This is a genomic window from Dysgonomonas mossii, from assembly GCF_004569505.1.
GTDB lineage: Bacteria > Bacteroidota > Bacteroidia > Bacteroidales > Dysgonomonadaceae > Dysgonomonas.
Genome location: NZ_SPPK01000001.1, coordinates 462,196 through 479,838, shown reverse-complemented (window position 1 = coordinate 479,838; position 17,643 = coordinate 462,196). Strand labels below are relative to the sequence as shown.

Annotated in this window: 12 protein-coding genes; 2 read left to right on the top strand and 10 right to left on the bottom strand. The window is 38.3% G+C overall.

The annotated features are described in order from the left end of the window. Positions 1-22: 22 nt before the first annotated feature. Positions 23-622: a hypothetical protein gene (locus tag E4T88_RS02285; RefSeq protein WP_135103857.1), complete on the top strand. Its 600-nt coding sequence runs from the start codon at positions 23-25 to the stop codon at positions 620-622. A 4-nt stretch (positions 623-626) separates the two neighbouring features. Here E4T88_RS02285 and E4T88_RS02280 read toward each other — a convergent pair whose 3' ends face one another. Continuing rightward, a complete protein-coding gene (locus tag E4T88_RS02280) occupies positions 627-1,061 on the bottom strand; it encodes a VOC family protein (protein ID WP_135103856.1) in 435 nt (144 codons plus the stop codon). Between the two features lie 100 nt (positions 1,062-1,161). Continuing rightward, complete coding sequence (locus E4T88_RS02275; RefSeq protein WP_135103855.1) at positions 1,162-3,678, bottom strand: ATP-dependent Clp protease ATP-binding subunit; 2,517 nt, start codon at positions 3,676-3,678, stop codon at positions 1,162-1,164. 827 nt (positions 3,679-4,505) lie between these two features. Between E4T88_RS02275 and E4T88_RS02270 the strand changes: the two genes are divergently transcribed. Next, positions 4,506-5,108 (top strand): IMPACT family protein, encoded by a 603-nt coding sequence (locus E4T88_RS02270; RefSeq protein WP_135103854.1) that lies wholly within the window; start codon positions 4,506-4,508, stop codon positions 5,106-5,108. Between the two features lie 33 nt (positions 5,109-5,141). Here the strand turns inward: E4T88_RS02270 and E4T88_RS02265 are convergent, their stop codons facing one another. The 8 genes from E4T88_RS02265 to E4T88_RS02230 form a co-directional block, all read right to left on the bottom strand. Beyond that, the gene (locus E4T88_RS02265; protein WP_006842469.1) at positions 5,142-5,621 is read right to left on the bottom strand and encodes a methylglyoxal synthase; all 480 of its coding nucleotides are present in this window, start codon (positions 5,619-5,621) and stop codon (positions 5,142-5,144) included. 142 nt (positions 5,622-5,763) lie between these two features. Then, the gene (locus tag E4T88_RS02260) at positions 5,764-6,525 is read right to left on the bottom strand and encodes a C40 family peptidase (RefSeq protein WP_135103853.1); all 762 of its coding nucleotides are present in this window, start codon (positions 6,523-6,525) and stop codon (positions 5,764-5,766) included. A 94-nt stretch (positions 6,526-6,619) separates the two neighbouring features. Beyond that, complete coding sequence (locus E4T88_RS02255) at positions 6,620-7,165, bottom strand: C40 family peptidase (RefSeq protein WP_135103852.1); 546 nt, start codon at positions 7,163-7,165, stop codon at positions 6,620-6,622. Positions 7,166-7,279: 114 nt separating this feature from the next. Further along, a complete protein-coding gene (locus E4T88_RS02250) occupies positions 7,280-7,774 on the bottom strand; it encodes a calycin-like domain-containing protein (protein WP_135103851.1) in 495 nt (164 codons plus the stop codon). 146 nt (positions 7,775-7,920) lie between these two features. Next, positions 7,921-9,348: a glutamate synthase subunit beta gene (locus tag E4T88_RS02245; RefSeq protein ID WP_135103850.1), complete on the bottom strand. Its 1,428-nt coding sequence runs from the start codon at positions 9,346-9,348 to the stop codon at positions 7,921-7,923. Positions 9,349-9,365: 17 nt separating this feature from the next. Next, positions 9,366-13,883 carry a glutamate synthase large subunit gene (gene gltB / locus E4T88_RS02240; RefSeq protein ID WP_135103849.1) on the bottom strand — a complete coding sequence of 1,506 codons (4,518 nt, stop codon included), beginning with the start codon at positions 13,881-13,883 and terminating at the stop codon, positions 9,366-9,368. Between the two features lie 307 nt (positions 13,884-14,190). Beyond that, complete coding sequence (locus E4T88_RS02235) at positions 14,191-16,368, bottom strand: glutamine synthetase III family protein (RefSeq protein WP_135103848.1); 2,178 nt, start codon at positions 16,366-16,368, stop codon at positions 14,191-14,193. A gap of 33 nt (positions 16,369-16,401) precedes the next feature. Beyond that, on the bottom strand, positions 16,402-17,634 hold the full coding sequence (locus tag E4T88_RS02230; protein WP_135103847.1) for an LL-diaminopimelate aminotransferase: 1,233 nt from the start codon (positions 17,632-17,634) through the stop codon (positions 16,402-16,404). Positions 17,635-17,643 lie beyond the last annotated feature (9 nt).

Here is a 17,643-nt window from a genome sequence, read left to right as displayed (position 1 = left end):
TTGTTGGGTAAAAAACAAACAGATGAAAGAAAAGATCATAGAGCTGAGAAAAATACTTCCCATACCAATGGGTGAAGCCATACAAATGTTGAAAGATAATGATAATGATGTAGAAAAATGTGTCTACCTATTCAAAGCTAAATCGATAAAGGAAATCCAATCTCTTACCGGCTGTGACGAAGAAATGGCTAATAAGTATTATGAAGCAGAAAAGTACGATTTCAACAGAACAGTATCGGCTATTAGGGAAGATCTTTTCGACAAGAACTATACACTTATAGAGGGAGTAACTAAAGAGAATATCAGTTTGATATATCAATGGCTAAGACTTATTGAAGATAAAGACTTCGGGCTGTCATTAGACTTCTCGTATCTCAATATAGTATTGGATACATTGCTGTTGATCCCTCCATTGAAAGAGACCGCAGAAACAATCCGAAAGGCAAAAGATGCTAAGGATATCATTTTCGAAGGATATTCAGACACCGATAGCCTGGACGAGTTTGTTCGCCGCTACAAAAAGCTTGACGACAGCGAAGAATTTCAAAAAGCGGATCGTATAGTAAACTTAAAGCTCACTATTATAAGAGAAGAGTTGATACGACATGCTCGAAACTTATAATAAGTTACTCTGTTATAAGGAGCATATCATTTTCATCGAACTGCCAAGATTCAGCATAAGCAATCTCCCAATAATATCCGTCTAAGTCTCGGAAATATCCGCTATAACCTCCCCAAAAAACAGCTTGGGGATTTTTTATTACCTTACCGCCAATACTCTCTACATCGGCAAAGATAGCATCTACTTCTTCCTTCGATTTTGCATTGTATGCCAATGTAAATCCCGAGAATCCTGTGTTTAGATGAGGTGTAGCTGAACTGTCGATATCCTCCGCTAACATTTTCAGAGGGTAAAGCGCTAATTTTGTTCCGCCGTTATTAAAAAAGACAATTGCAGGATTGTCTTCTGTATTGGGTGTTGCAAAACCAAGCTTCTTATAAAACGCACAAGAGGCTTTTACATCTTTTACTCCCAGTGTAATAATATTTATCCGATTCATTATAGTAATTCTTTAATATATTCAAATATAAGATTATATATTGTATAAAAGAAGAGGAGTGGATATATCCACTCCCCTTTCAAAAAATATTTAAGAAAATTTATTTTGCTATTGCTTTCAATTTATCTTTTTCTTTATCTACTTCAAAAGTTATAGTCCCGTTTTCTGCTACTCCACCCGAAAGGATTAACTCAGCAATCTCATCTTCCACGTAGTTCTGAATAGCACGTTTCAACGGACGAGCACCAAATTGCACATCATACCCTTTATCAGTAAGGAAATCCTTCGCTTCCTGACTTAGCTCGATAGTATACCCTAGCTCCGACATACGTTTATAGAAACCTTTTAGTTCTATATCGATGATCTTCTCGATAGAAGACTTATCTAACTGATCGAATGTTATTATATCATCTACACGATTCAAGAACTCGGGAGAAAAAGACTTATTCAATGCCTTTTGAAGCACACCTCTGGAGAATTCTTTGTTGGCGGCAGATTGCTTATTAAAACCAATACCACCTCCAAAATCTTTCAATTGGCGTGTACCTACATTGGAGGTCATAATCAGTATCGTATTCTTGAAGTCTATCTTACGTCCCATACTGTCTGTCAAGTGACCTTCGTCCATCACCTGCAACAAGATATTATACACATCAGGATGTGCCTTTTCTATCTCATCAAGCAGTACTACAGAATAAGGTTTGCGACGTACTTTCTCACTCAACAATCCGCCTTCTTCGTATCCCACATATCCCGGAGGTGCTCCGACCAAACGCGATACATTAAATTTCTCCATGTATTCACTCATGTCTATACGGATAAGGGCATCGGCAGAGTCAAACAATTGTTCTGCAATCTTCTTAGCTAAGTGAGTCTTACCTACACCTGTAGGCCCAAGGAACATAAATGAACCAATCGGACGGTTAGGGTCTTTAAGACCTATACGGTTGCGCTGAATAGCTTTTACGATTTTACTTACAGCCTCATCTTGCCCAATTACAGCAGCTTTCAGGCTATCTTTCATACCTACAAGCTTCAAGCCTTCCGATTCACCAATACGTTGAACAGGAACTCCCGACATCATAGAAACTACCTCAGCCACCATTTCGGCATCTACTGTTTCCGGTTTCTCTTTCAACGATGCTTTCCAGTCTACTTCAGCCTTGTCAAGCTTAGCCATCAATTGACGTTGTGTATCTCGGAAACTCGCTGCCAACTCATATTTCTGTGCTTTTACAGCCTCACCTTTTTGCTCTATCACATTTTTGAGTTCGCTCTCGATTTCTTCAATTTCTACAGGCACCTGTATATTTGCAATATGCATACGTGAACCTGCTTCATCCAAAGCATCGATAGCTTTATCGGGGAAATTACGATCTGTAATATATCTATCGGTGAGTTTTACACAAGCCTCAAGTGCACCTTCAGTATATTTCACATTGTGATGCTCTTCGTAACGTTCTTTGATATTATGCAATATCTGTAACGTTTCTTCTGCGGTCGTAGGATCTACCATCACCTTTTGGAAACGGCGTTCTAAAGCTCCATCTTTTTCTATATTCTTACGATATTCATCGAGGGTAGTTGCACCAATACATTGTATTTCGCCTCTGGCCAAAGCCGGTTTCAACATATTTGCAGCATCCAGAGAGCCTGTAGCTCCACCCGCTCCTACTATCGTATGTATCTCGTCAATAAACAATATAATGTTAGGATTCTTTGATAGTTCGTTCAGAATAGCCTTTATTCGTTCTTCAAATTGTCCACGATATTTGGTTCCGGCTACAACCGAAGCCATATCAAGGGCAATAACACGCTTATCGAACAATACCCGAGATACTTTTTTCTGTACTATTCGTAATGCCAAACCTTCAACGATAGCAGACTTACCAACCCCCGGTTCTCCTATTAATATAGGATTGTTTTTCTTACGACGGCTGAGAATCTGAGCTAAACGTTCAATTTCTTTTTCACGGCCTACAATTGGGTCTAGCTTATTTTCCAAAGCCGACTTCGTCATGTCTATACCGAAATTATCGAGTACAGGCGTATCTGTAGCCTGACGAGGTTGTTGTGTGCCAACGTTCGAGTTTCCACTGCTTATTGGTTCATCATCCTCATCGTCATCATCTGTAAAGTCGGCGCCCATACGAGGCGACTGCTTTTTATTTTCATGCATTATATCACCCATACTTTTTATATAAGTGAAAGCTCCGTTATAATCCATATGATATTCTTCCAACAGCATCGCCGCTATATTGTCATGATCTTTAAGAATGGCAAGAAGTAAGTGCTCGGAGTCAGTTTCCTGACTTTTTGTAAGCCTGGCTTCAAGTATACTCATCTTTAAAATCTTTTCAGTACTTTTACTTAATACGACTTCACTGTTTGGATATGCATCTTCCTGCTGCTTTAATATATTATTATCAATACTATCTTTTAATTCAACCAAATCTATTCCAAAATCCTTTAATGCCTGTATGGCCAATCCTTCTGCATTACGAAGTATACCAAGCATCAAATGTTCGGGTGCCAGATAATTGGTTTGAAGACGTCCGGCCTCCTCACGGCTATACCCCATGATTTTGCGAACTCTCTGTGAAAAATTATTTTCCATAACCGTCTTATTTGATGTTCTTTGCGTATGTTGCAAATATAAGCTTTATTTCTAATAGCCTTTTAGATTAAAATAAAATACCTATTTATAATATTGAAACAAAAACTATGCCATAATGTTTTTTAGATACTTGCTAAATTTATTCTTTAAATGATAAATAAAATCTTGAAGTGGACAATCTTTTAATTACAACTTAACCTCTCTGTGTCAGCTTTGTAACAATTACAATCTAAATTTATGCTATAGAATTAGAGAGCTAATTAAGTATTTAATGAATAATAAGATCTATTTATCAATCAAGCATACTAATAACAAATATAAATATTTGTAAGGTTTTACTCATAAAAACCCGATGTTTAAATTCCATATAAATAGTTAATATCTCTTATGCGATTCTTCGAACCAAAGACTCAGATAGTTATAATTTAGACTAACTATTTACAGAAACAAATATATTACATTTTGATTCTAAAAACGAAACAATAAAATTATATTAATGTTAAAATTATATTTTTTATATCATTAAGTTTGTTTTATAAAAAATTATACATACTTTTGTAAAGTATTTTTCATGGTATTAGATTTATGGTTAGGAGTGAAGATTGGTTGTCGTGAGACAACCATTCCTATTTTATACCGGTTTCTAAAATATTTATCCTTGATTATCAATCAAAACGTCCCACTTTTAAGCATTACCTATCTTTCACCTCATTTTATACAATCTGAAATCTTTAGAGCATCAGATATCATTCTGCTCGGAAATTCTGTCATTAATTATTACTTTGTCTAAAGAATGCTTTATTTCATAATTTGTATCTTTGTAATCTATGGAAGATACTTTCAGAACAATAACGGAATTATCGAAAGCAATATACACTGACAAAAGGAGTAAATTTATTGCTTATGCCATTCCTGTGCAATCTGCAGAAGAAGCCAAAAATGAAATAGATAAACTTCGCAAAGAATACTATGATGCTCGACATGTTTGCTGGGCATATATGCTAGGAGCCGATCGGAAGGAATTCAGATCGAACGACGACGGAGAACCATCCGGAACAGCAGGTAAACCAATACTAGGGCAGATAAACTCGAATGATCTTACAAATATCTTAATTGCTGTAGTCCGTTACTTTGGCGGAATAAAACTAGGTACAAGCGGGCTCATAGTTGCCTACAGAGAAGCAGCGGCAGAAGCTATTAATGTGGCAGAAATTATAGAGAAAACAGTAGACTTGGAAATAGCATTCACTTTCGAGTATCCATATATGAATGATGTGATGCGACTGGTAAAAGATATGGAACCTAAAATTTTACATCAAGATTTCGATATGAACTGTAGCATGATACTACAGATAAGAAAAGCTCAATACGATGAATTGATAAGCAGACTAGAAAAAGTGGAAACCCTCCGATTCGCAGATAAAAAATAAGGTAAGCCTTTATAAGCTTACCTTTTTCTATTTTTAGTCTTTTTTCCTTCTGAAACTTGCATCAAATTTACTTCGATCAAAAATTTCATAACGAGGCAAAGTAGGCGTATAATCATCATCGTCCCACAATGTACTTGTGATCATAAGATCTGCACTATAGCGATTACAAGCAATTGGCACATTATGCACACGGCATTGGCGAAGCAACATCATTATATCGGCTTCATGGGGTTGTGGATTTAAATCATCTATCAAGAAAATAGCCAAATCCACCTCATGGCGCACTACCATGGCTGCAATCTCAGCATCACCACCCAATGGACCGGAGTTCATACGTGTAATATCTGCTTTTATACCTTTTTCTTCAAAAGCCTCTTTAATAAGAGTTCCTGTTGTTCCGGTGCAAACCAATTGATGTTTTGACAAGAAATCTGAATTATAATAACACCATTCTACCATATCCGCTTTGCGGTGATCATGTGCCACCAGGGCTATTGTTAGTCTCTTTCTCATATTTGTCGATAGTTATATGTAATCATTATTTCAAAGATACAATATTTATGTTGCATTTCTATAACGATACAATTAAACTTATAAAAACAACAAAGGAGACACTTGCGTATCCCCTCTATATTATTCTTTATTGTTATTTCTATCAGTTTCTTCCACCTTTACGCCATGCAGTACTATAATATCCTTCGCGCAAAGAGCTTACTATTACTCCTTTTTTTATCGACGCATGAATGAATTTACCATCGCCGATATATACTCCTACATGATTAATATATTTCTTTTTGAAAGTAGAAAAAAACACCATATCACCCGGTTCTAAATCCTCTTTATTGGTGATTGTTTCTTTTACATTCTTTGCTATTGTTGTACTAACTCTATCCAACTGCTGTCCAAACACAGTTTTATATATAATATTTGTAAAACCGGAACAGTCTACAGCTTTGCGGCTCATGCCACCTCTACGATAACGTGTACCGAGCCAATCTGCAACCTCACGATACAAATCTAAATTGTCAGGATTTTTAATCGATATTCCCAATTGAGAAGAAAGCTCTTGCATTTCTTTTTGTTCTATCATTCTGCGCCTCATTACTTCCATAGAGACTGCAGCACTTGCACCTGCATCAGCTAACAAAGCGTCTGAACTTGGCACATTATATTTAGAATTCTCAAATATTTTATCAAATACCGGTAAGGAAACCTTATCACCAGTATTTGTTGTTACAGACATATTTTGTGAAGACTGTACCACTTTCACCGATTTGGGAGTATGAGATACACTCGTTTTTGATTTCTTTTTCCCTGCTTTTGATTTCTTTGGTGTAACAGCAGAAACCGGCGTAAAAGCCATGGAGCACATTAACAAAAATGTTGATATTCCTAGTATCCGTTTCGAAATTGACATGCTGTTTTATTTTTTAGCCGAATAAAAATAGGAAATTCAGTCTAATAAAATAGGAACTTTGTAAAAGTTTTATAGAATTTTAAGTTCTAGTGAGCTATTTTTTTAATCTGCCGCCTTTCTTCCATGTGCGTTTATAATATTCCTCATCCAGATGGCTTACTATTACACCATTGGACGTAGAGGCATGAACAAAACGTCCATCTTTTAAATAAATACCGACGTGGCTTATTTTATTTCTACCCGAGGTGGCAAAGAAAACGAAGTCGCCCGCCTCTAAACCGCCTTTAGATACATTATGCATTTTCATTTTCGACTGATCTGTCGTAGAACGAGGTATTGATTTCCGATATACTTTCTGATAAATAAGATAAGCAAAACCAGAACAGTCTAGCCCTCTTCTCGATAACCCGGCATAACGATACGGAACCCCCAGCCACTGCGAAACTTCGGCATAAAGAGGCATATTACGATCATCATCTTTATCAATATTACTTAATCCAATACCCAGTTTAGAGGAAAGCTCAGCCACCTCACGAGGATCGTATAAAAGTTTGCCTTGTGGTTTTTGTGTACCACAGGAAGATAATAAGACAACCAGTAATATAAAAACAGAAACACATCTGCCAACTACTCTAAACATAACATTAATAAGTTCTTGACATAAAGATAGAAAATTATTAAAAACAAAAGCGATTTCTGTCTCCAGAAACCGCCTTCTAAATATAATAAAAAGATTAATTAACAAGATTCTATTTTATTTTGAACCTGAATATGCAATATTCATATCACCTAATTGCATGTCATTTCCACCCTGCTTAACATTGTTTACTTTAATGGTCATATTTAGCTTACCATCTTTTACTGTAGATGAAGAAATCGCAACAGTTGCGGTCATAAGACCTCCTAACAAATCAATGTTTTTTGATGTATCTGCGAGTTTATAAGTACTTCCATCCTTAGTTACAGTAATTTCATCGACAGGAATATCTCCTAAAGTTAATGTACCATATGAAAATTCCTTAAGTTTAAGATTTACCTTATTGTCGGAAATTCTTGTCAATTCTATTTTTTTATCTGCAATAGTTTCATCAATCTCCATCACAGGTATTTTCAATGTTAATGAGCCAGTATAAGTACCAGCTACTTCCTTAGCATAATCTACTTTATCATCGTCATCATCGCTACAAGCTGTAAAAGCAAGACTTAATGAAAAAACAAACATCAATAAGCAAATAAGTTTTTTGTTCATAATTAGGAATTTTAATTAATAATAGAGTTAATTTGTGTCATGTCTATATTTTGTTGACATAAAGGTAAGATTACTTATAGAGTCCTACCCTCATTTTTAACAAAAAAAGACATGCGTCCCTAACTTTAAACGATTATTAACAATGCCTATTTTGAACTCAAGAACTCATCAATATGTTGAGCTGTCTTGCGTCCCGATGCGATGCTTGTTACCACTAATGATTGACCGCTTACGCAATCTCCTGCTCCAAAGACCTTTGATACATTTGTAGCCCGATTCTTATCTGTCATTACATTACGGCGAACATCATCGGTTTTTATATCCAACTCTTGCAGTAAGCCTTCTTGTATAGGATGAACAAATCCAAGGGCAAGAAACACGAGATCTACTTTATGAATCTCAGACGGTCCAACTTCTTTCATTACATGGCGACCATTCTCGTCTTTCTCCCAAGCCACTTCTACAAGTTCCACGGCTGTCAGTTTACCATCCTCTCCAATAAAGCGTTTCGTATTTAACGCCCAACGACGCTCGCAACCCTCCATGTGAGAGGAAGAAGTCTTCAGCACTACCGGAAATGGATTAGGCCAAGGATTTTCTATTTCTTCCAGCTTTGCCGGTTTAGGTAATATTTCTATTTGCAATACATTCGCTGCGCCCTGACGATTTGCAGTACCGATACAGTCTGAACCCGTATCACCACCACCAATAACAAGCACATTCTTACCTTTGGCATCAATCACCTGATCAGCCGGAACAGATTCTTTTGCGATCAACTTATTCTGCGCTGTAAGGTATTCCATAGCATAGTAAACACCTTTCAGCTCACGCCCTTCGACAGGGAGATTACGAGGCACTTGCGAGCCTATAGCCACACATACAGCATCATAATCTTTCAAGATGTCTTTACCTTTCACATCTTTACCAATCTCTGTATTTACTACAAACTTCACACCCTCAGCCTCCATTAGCTTCAATCGGCGATCGATAATATTTTTATTCAGCTTAAAGTCAGGAATACCGAAACGAAGCAAACCTCCGACATGAGAGCTCTTCTCATACACTGTTACTTCATGTCCTTTCTGATTTAGCTGATTAGCAACAGCAAGACCTGAGGGACCGGAACCAATCACGGCTACTTTTTTACCTGTACGATGAGCCGGAACTTTAGGTTGAATAAATCCTTCCCCAAAAGCGTGCTCAAGAGCCGATGCTTCATTTTCGCGGATAGTTACAGGTGCACGGTGTATAGAGAGTACACACGATTTTTCACATGGTGCGGGACAAATACGTCCTGTAAATTCAGGAAAGTCATTTGTCTGCATCAATACTTCTGCTGCCAGCTTCCAGTTTCCCTTATATATATATTCTTGCCATTCAGGCATCTTATTTCCCAGTGGACATCCCCAGTGGCAAAAAGGAATACCACAGTCCATACAGCGTGACGCTTGTTCACGTCTATCTTCACTATTTAGTGTTTGTTCTACTTCACCAAAGTCGAGAATACGCTCCTGAGCAGGACGATATCCTGCGTCTTTTCTTTTTACTGTTAAAAATGCTTTTGGATTTCCCATGATTCGTACTCCTCCTTTTAATAATCAAATTCTACTTGTGCTATTTTTTTCTTAATAGCTTCCAATTTATCATCTTGCAACACTTTCTTATACTCGATTGGAGTCACTTTCATAAATTTCTCCACTTCGGTATTCCAGTTATCAAGAATATATTTAGCCAGAGGACTATTTGTATAGTTATAATGATTGGTTATCAACTGACGAAGTTCACGGCTATCGTAAGTATCTTCTATCAGTGTCAACTCTACCATTTGCATATTGCAATAGTAATCAAAATCTTCATCTATATTATATACATAAGCCACGCCGCCACTCATACCGGCAGCAAAGTTACGTCCTGTTTTGCCAAGCACTACAGTACGACCTCCTGTCATATATTCACAACAGTGGTCTCCTGCACCCTCAACAACTGCGACAGCGCCACTATTACGTACGCAGAAGCGCTCTCCTACTCGTCCGTTGATGTATATTTCGCCCGATGTAGCACCATATAGTAATGTATTACCGGCGATGATATTTTCCTCAGGCTTAAATGTAGATGTTGTTGGTGGCACGATGATAATCTTACCACCCGACAAACCCTTACCCACATAGTCATTTGCATCACCCTCCAACTTGAAGGTTACACCATGCGCAAGAAATGCACCAAAACTTTGTCCGGCCGAACCTGTGAATGTAAATTGTATAGTATCTTCTGGAAGACCCGCATTGCCATATTTCTTTGCAATCTCACCCGAAAGCATCGCTCCCACAGTACGGTTCGTATTCTTTATTGTTTTGGTCATTACCGTTGGCATAGCTTTATCGATAGCCATACGAGATGTAGTGATCAATGAAATATCGAGCGCATCATCCAACTTATGTTCCTGATCTTTTATACGATGAATCGCATTTTCTTTTGCTTCTACAGGAAAATACATCAAACGAGACAAATCTAGTTTTTCAACTTTCTTATTTGCATCACTCTTCATATATTTCAACAAATCGGCACGCCCTACTACTTCATCAAGTGATTTCACACCCAAGGCAGCCAAATGCTCACGTACTTCTTCTGCTAAGAAATTGAAATAGTTGATAAGGTACTCGCTGCGTCCCATAAACTTCTTCCTAAGCTCTTCGTTTTGTGTAGCAACACCTACAGGGCATGTATTTAAGTGACACTTACGCATCATTATACATCCCAATACAATCAATGCGCTTGTAGCAAATCCAAACTCTTCAGCCCCAAGCATCGCCGCAACAATGATGTCATGTCCGGTTTTTAGCTGACCGTCTGTTTGTAAATATACCTGACCGCGAAGCCCATTCAGTACTAACGTTTGTTGAACCTCCGCTAAACCAATTTCTAAAGGAAGACCTGCATGCTTAATCGAACTTGCAGGACTTGCACCCGTACCACCTTCACATCCACTGATAACGATACGATCTGCTTTAGCTTTGGCAACACCGGCAGCAATTGTTCCCACACCACTTTCAGATACTAATTTTACACTAATCTGAGCAGCAGGATTTACATTTTTGAGGTCAAATATCAATTGAGCCAAATCCTCGATTGAATATATATCATGATGAGGAGGAGGAGAAATCAGAGAGATTCCGGGAATTGAGTGACGGGTCTTAGCGATAATTTTATCTACCTTAAATCCCGGTAGCTGTCCCCCTTCTCCGGGTTTTGCACCTTGAGCTATTTTTATTTGTAATTCATCTGCATTAACCAAATACTCTGTTGTTACACCAAAGCGACCGGAAGCAACTTGCTTGATAGAAGAACGGGCATTGGTAGCAAAACGTTCAGGCAACTCACCCCCCTCTCCGGTATTGCTTTTTCCGCCGATAGCGTTCATTGCTACAGCCATTGCTTCATGAGCTTCACGACTGATAGAACCAAAAGACATGGCTCCTGTCACAAAGCGTTTTGTAATAGCTGACACAGGTTCTACTTCCGAAACATCAATCGGATTCTTAGAAGGATCAAAATCTAAGAAATCACGCAAAAATATCTTTTCCGTTTTTTTATCAATAGAGTCGGTATATTCTTTAAATTTCTTATAACTACCCAAACGTGTAGCCATCTGAAGATTCATTATCGTTTCAGGGTTCCATGCGTGATATTCACCATTGCGGCGCCATGCGTATATACCCTGACTTACTAATGACGGGTCGATAAAGTCACTCTCAAAAGCCTCATAAAAGGCCTCGATTGTATCGCTTGCTATATCATTGATATCAATACCTTCAATCTTAGATGTAGTCCCTTTAAAGTATTTATCGATAACGCCGGTACTGATACCCACAGCTTCGAATATCTGAGCGCCAATATAGCTTTTCAGTGTAGAGATACCCATTTTCGACATGGTCTTCAACAAGCCTTTATTTATAGACTTCACATAGTTCTTCATGGCTGTATGAAAATCTAAGTGAATATCTCCTTTTTTAACAAGATCTTCTATCACCGCTAATGCCAAATATGGATTCACGGCATTAGCTCCATAACCAAACAATAAAGCGAAGTGCATCACCTCACGTGGTTCTGCCGATTCTACCACTATATCTATTTGCATACGTTTGCGGCGTTCGATCAGATAATGATGAACTGCCGACACAGCCAATAATGAAGGAATGGCAGCATTATCCGGATTTACCCCTCTATCGCTAAGTACGATATAGTTACTACCTCTATCTACAGCTTTTTCTGCATTGCGACACATTTGTTCTATCGCTTTTTCCAGTCCGGCTCCACCTTGTTTCGGGTCGAACAGCATCGGAATGATTTCCGCCTTAAAGCCCTTATAACCAAGATGCACTAGCAAATCTAGCTCCCTGTTTGATAAGAAAGGATTCGATAGCCCAACCATCTTCGTATGCTCCGGCATTGGTTCGAGTATATTTTTATGGAGCGAACCAATATATCCGGCAAGAGACATCACCAATTCTTCACGAATAGGGTCGATAGGCGGGTTTGTTACCTGAGCAAATAATTGGCGGAAATATGTAAATAAACGCTGTGGCTTGTTAGATAAAACAGCTACAGGCGCATCATTCCCCATAGATGCAGTAGGCTCTTTACCTTCCACAGCCATTGGCGTCATTATCTTTTCTATATCTTCTTTGTAATATCCAAAAACCTTCAGTAGCTTATCGTAATTATCCACGCTATATTTTGGCGCGCGTCCCGAAGATATGTCATCTAATGAAATACGGTTCTTAGATAGCCATTCACGATACGGGTATGCTTTTGCAAGATTTTCCTTCAGCTCTGCATCATATTGTATTGTTCCTTTCTCGGTATCTACCATTAGTATTTTACCGGGACGAAGGCGACCTTTTTCTTTTATTTCAGAAGGTTCAAATGGCAATACCCCCATTTCAGAAGCAACGACCATAACGTCATTATGAGTTATCAAATAACGGGCAGGGCGCAGACCATTACGATCTAACAGTCCTCCGGCATAACGACCATCCGAGAACAATAGTGTAGCCGGCCCATCCCAAGGCTCCATAAACAAGCTATGGTATTCATAGAAAGCTTTCAAGTCGTCAGATATCGGATTCTGATCGTTCCACGATTCGGGAACCATCATTGCCATTGCATGAGGTAATGATTTCCCTGACATGACAAGGAATTCCAACACATTATCGAATGACGCACTATCACTCATAAATGGCTGAACAATTGGCCACAAGTCGTTGATATTCCCTAGCAAATCTGATTTCAATATGCTCTCACGGGCTTCCATCCACAGGCGATTGCCCTTTATCGTATTGATCTCACCATTATGAGCCACCATACGGAATGGGTGTGCCAAATCCCATGTAGGGAACGTATTGGTACTGAAACGTGAGTGTACCAAAGCAATAGCACTTGTAAGATGCGGATTCAGCAAATCGGGATAATAATGCCGAAGTTGCTCAGACGACAACATACCTTTATATATAAGGCGCTTTGTAGACAAACTGACAATATAGAAAGCTCGCTTAGTCTCTAATGAAAATATTTTAGAGTTGAATATTTCTTTTTCTATTTTCTTACGAAGTAAATAGAGTTTGTGCTCTAATTCATCCTGAGAAAGACCTTCTTCTCCGAGTACAAATATTTGTTTTATATGAGGCTCATTCGACTTTGCCATCTCTCCCAATATTTCACTATTGACAGGTACATCGCGAACAGCCAAAAGCTTCAAGCCTTCCTTATCGATATATTGCGTGAGAGTTATCATACACGATTCCATCTCAGCCTCACCCTTCGGCAAGAAGACCAATCCGGTTCCGTAGTGCCCTTTCTCGGGGACAGGTATCCCCTGTAGAAGTATAAACTCGTGCGGTATTTGTAACATAATACCGGCACCATCACCGGTTTTATTATCGGCGTTTTCTGCTCCACGGTGAGTCATGTTCTCCAATACACGGAGACCATTCTCAACGATAGCATGTGATTTTGCACCCTTCATATGCAACACCATACCTACCCCACACGCATCGTGTTCGTAGTTTGGGTCATATAGTCCGTGCTGTATTGCTGATCTTAAATCTTGCATAGTCAATAGTTGATATGTGAATGAAAGAATTTTCGGGTTCTATCCTAATTTATTTACAATGACAAATGTACGAATTTCGCTTTAATAAATTTTCTTTTTGATTTAAAAATGCACCTTTTTAATAAAAAATCTATATTTAATCGATTTTATTTAACAAAAGAACACAAAAAGAAGCAAATTAAAGACCCCGAAATAAATAATTCAGCTTGTTTTATTTCATATTTATACCCGCAAGGTCAAAGCCTGTATAAAAAAAAGAAATCCCGACTCGTTAGAGATCGGGACTTCTTTTCTTTATAATGTTTAATTATCGTATAAACAATAATTCTCTATATTTAGCCAATGGCCACATTTCATTATCAACAATCAATTCAAGCTTGTCGATATGATAGCGGATTTCGTCCAAATACGGAGCTACATTATCATGATAAGCAACAGCTTTCTCACGTTCACTCTCAATGTTATTAGCCGCTTTACGAGCATCTATCATTTCATGAACTTTTGCATTCACGGCATTTACATGCGTAGATACTTTTTCGATCAAACGGATTTGCTCTGCACCAAGAGTCTTGTAGTCATCAGAGATGTCTTTTAGCTTAGAAACATTTGTCAACAATATAGATTGGTATGAAATCGCTACAGGAATGATATGATTTAAAGCCAAATCACCTAATACACGCGATTCTATCTGGATTTTCTTTGTATACATTTCCCACTTCACTTCGTTACGAGCATGAAGCTCTACTTCAGATAAAATACCGGCAAATGTTTTGATGCTTTGTTTTGAAGTATAGCTATCATAGATAACAGGAACGCTTGTTTCGCAATCTAATTTACGTTTTTTAGCTTCTGCTTTCCATTCTTCGCTATATCCATTACCGTTGAAACGAATAGAACGAGATTCTTTGATATATTTCTTCAATACTTCGTAAAGAGCCTCTTCTTTCGATTTACCTTTACTGATTAGTGCATCAACTTCGTCTTTAAACACTCTTAGCTGTTCTGCAACAGAAGCATTCAAGGCTGTCATAGCAGAAGCACAGTTAGCAGAAGAACCCACAGCACGGAACTCGAAACGGTTTCCTGTGAATGCGAATGGAGAAGTACGGTTACGGTCTGTATTATCCAAAAGGATTTCAGGAATTTGACCTACACCTAAACTAATCTGTTTCTTGTTGTCAACAACGATAGCATCTTTTACAGAGCTCTTCTCAAACTTATCAAGAATGTCACTAACCTGAGTACCCAAGAATACTGATATGATAGCAGGAGGAGCTTCGTTTGCACCAAGACGGTGAGCATTTGTAGCTGAAGATATTGAAGCTTTCAACAGGCCGTTATTCTTATAAACAGCAGCCAGGATATTCACCACAAATGTTATAAAACGAAGGTTTTCAACTTTATCCTTACCCGGAGAAAGAAGGTTGATTCCTGTATTCGTAGCTAGAGACCAGTTGTTATGCTTACCCGAACCGTTGATTCCCTTGAATGGTTTTTCGTGGAATAGGATACGGAAAGAGTGCTTACGCGCCACCTTATCCATTACAGACATAACCAATAGGTTGTGGTCTACAGCAAGATTACATTCTTCATATATAGGAGCCAGCTCAAACTGATTTGGAGCTACTTCGTTGTGACGAGTTTTTACAGGAATGCCCAAAGCATACGATTCGTACTCAAGCTCTTTCATAAAACGCTGAACACGTTCAGGGATTGAACCAAAGTAGTGGTCTTCCAACTGCTGATTTTTTGCACTTTCGTGACTCATCAACGTTCTTCCTGTCAAAGCTAAGTCTGGACGAGCCATAAACAAGTCTTCGTCAACAAGGAAATATTCTTGTTCCCATCCAAGGTTAGATATTACCTTTGTTACATCTTCATTAAAATACTGAACGACACCTGTTGCAGCTTTATCTACCGCAGCAAGAGCTTTCAACAAAGGAGTCTTATAGTCAAGAGCCTCGCCTGTATATGAGATAAAGATAGTAGGAATACACAATGTTTCGCCTACAATAAATGCAGGAGATGATGGATCCCAAGCAGAATAACCACGTGCTTCGAATGTATTACGAAGACCTCCCGACGGAAAACTTGAAGCATCAGGCTCTTGCTGAGCAAGAAGCTTTCCTTCAAATTCTTCAATCAGTCCACCATTACCATCATGTTCAACAAAAGCATCATGCTTTTCGGCAGTACCGTCTGTCAACGGATGAAACCAGTGAGTATAGTGTGTTACACCATTTTCCAGAGCCCACATACGCATTCCGGCTGCAACATGCTCTGCCAGATTACGATTTACAGATTGTCCTTTTTCAATTGCATCATTAAGCGCTTTAAAAGTTTCTTTCGAAAGATATTTGGTCATAGCTTTACGATTGAACACCTTTTCCCCGTAATACTCTGAAGTTTTACTTTTAGGTTTCTCTACCTCAAGAGGCTTTCGCTCTGAGGCCAGTGCTACTGCTTTAAAACGTAACTTTGTCATAAATTTACTTTTATTGAGTTTATATAGGATTTATCAAATAGAAATCTTTTTTAATCGACCAACAGCCTCTTTGGTATTTTCTAAAGTACCAAATGCCGTTAACCTTAAATAACCTTCTCCACTAGGGCCAAAACCTACACCGGGAGTTCCTACAACATGCAGATCATTCAATAGATAATCGAAGAATCCCCACGATGTCATTCCTTTTGGAGTTTTCACCCAAATATAAGGAGAGTTCACACCACCATATACTTGCAATCCTTCGGAAGCGAGACCCTCACGAATGATCTTTGCATTATTCATATAATAGTCGATGATATCTTTTATCTGCTTTTTACCTTCGGCAGAAAAACAAGCCTCGGCTGCACGTTGAATAATATATGGAACACCGTTAAACTTAGTAGTATGGCGTCTGTTCCACAATTTATTATAAGAAATCTTTTCTCCGGTTTTGGTGTATCCCATCACAGTTTTAGGCACAACGGTATAAGCACAACGAGTACCTGTAAATCCGGCAGTTTTAGAAAAACTACGAAACTCGATAGCCACTTCTCGTGCTCCCTCTATCTCGTATATACTATGAGGAACATCGCTTTCAGTAATAAATTCTTTGTAAGCACCATCAAATAGGATAAGTACCTTATTTTGGAGAGCATAATCAACCCATACTTTCAATTGATCTTTCGTCAATGTAGTACCTGTAGGATTGTTAGGATAACACAAGTAAACGATGTCTACTTTCTCTGTCGGCAATGACGGAATAAAGTCATTCTCTGATGTACATGGAATATAAACAAGCTTATTCCATTTGCCATTTGCCTGCAATTCTCCTGCACGGCCAGCCATTACGTTTGTATCTACGTAGACAGGATAAACAGGATCTGTAACAGCAACAATATTATCAAGTCCAAGAATATCGCCGATATTACCGGTATCACTTTTAGAGCCATCGCTTACAAATATTTCGTCAGCAGAAATATCCAAGCCACGTGCTTTATAATCATTTTCTACAATTGTATTTACCAAAAAGTCGTACCCTTGTTCAGGTCCGTATCCTCTAAAAGTAGATGCATTCGCCATTTCATCTACAGCGGCATGCATTGCGTTTATTATCGCCGAAGGTAGAGGCTTTGTAACATCACCGATTCCCAAACGAATAACATTGGCTTCAGGATGGGCGGCCTTAAATTCATTTACTTTTTTTGCAATATCCGAGAACAAGTAACTTCCCGGTAGTTTAGTATAATTTTCGTTTATGAATGCCATTTTTATATA

Bases quoted from the DNA above. Each gene is read 5' to 3' on its own strand.
- E4T88_RS02285 (WP_135103857.1), top strand. From the start codon at position 23: ATGAAAGAAAAGATCATAGAGCTGAGAAAAATACTTCCCATACCAATG.
- E4T88_RS02280 (WP_135103856.1), bottom strand. From the start codon at position 1,061: ATGAATCGGATAAATATTATTACACTGGGAGTAAAAGATGTAAAAGCC.
- E4T88_RS02275 (WP_135103855.1), bottom strand. From the start codon at position 3,678: ATGGAAAATAATTTTTCACAGAGAGTTCGCAAAATCATGGGGTATAGC.
- E4T88_RS02270 (WP_135103854.1), top strand. From the start codon at position 4,506: ATGGAAGATACTTTCAGAACAATAACGGAATTATCGAAAGCAATATAC.
- E4T88_RS02265 (WP_006842469.1), bottom strand. From the start codon at position 5,621: ATGAGAAAGAGACTAACAATAGCCCTGGTGGCACATGATCACCGCAAA.
- E4T88_RS02260 (WP_135103853.1), bottom strand. From the start codon at position 6,525: ATGTCAATTTCGAAACGGATACTAGGAATATCAACATTTTTGTTAATG.
- E4T88_RS02255 (WP_135103852.1), bottom strand. From the start codon at position 7,165: ATGTTTAGAGTAGTTGGCAGATGTGTTTCTGTTTTTATATTACTGGTT.
- E4T88_RS02250 (WP_135103851.1), bottom strand. From the start codon at position 7,774: ATGAACAAAAAACTTATTTGCTTATTGATGTTTGTTTTTTCATTAAGT.
- E4T88_RS02245 (WP_135103850.1), bottom strand. From the start codon at position 9,348: ATGGGAAATCCAAAAGCATTTTTAACAGTAAAAAGAAAAGACGCAGGA.
- gltB (WP_135103849.1), bottom strand. From the start codon at position 13,883: ATGCAAGATTTAAGATCAGCAATACAGCACGGACTATATGACCCAAAC.
- E4T88_RS02235 (WP_135103848.1), bottom strand. From the start codon at position 16,368: ATGACAAAGTTACGTTTTAAAGCAGTAGCACTGGCCTCAGAGCGAAAG.
- E4T88_RS02230 (WP_135103847.1), bottom strand. From the start codon at position 17,634: ATGGCATTCATAAACGAAAATTATACTAAACTACCGGGAAGTTACTTG.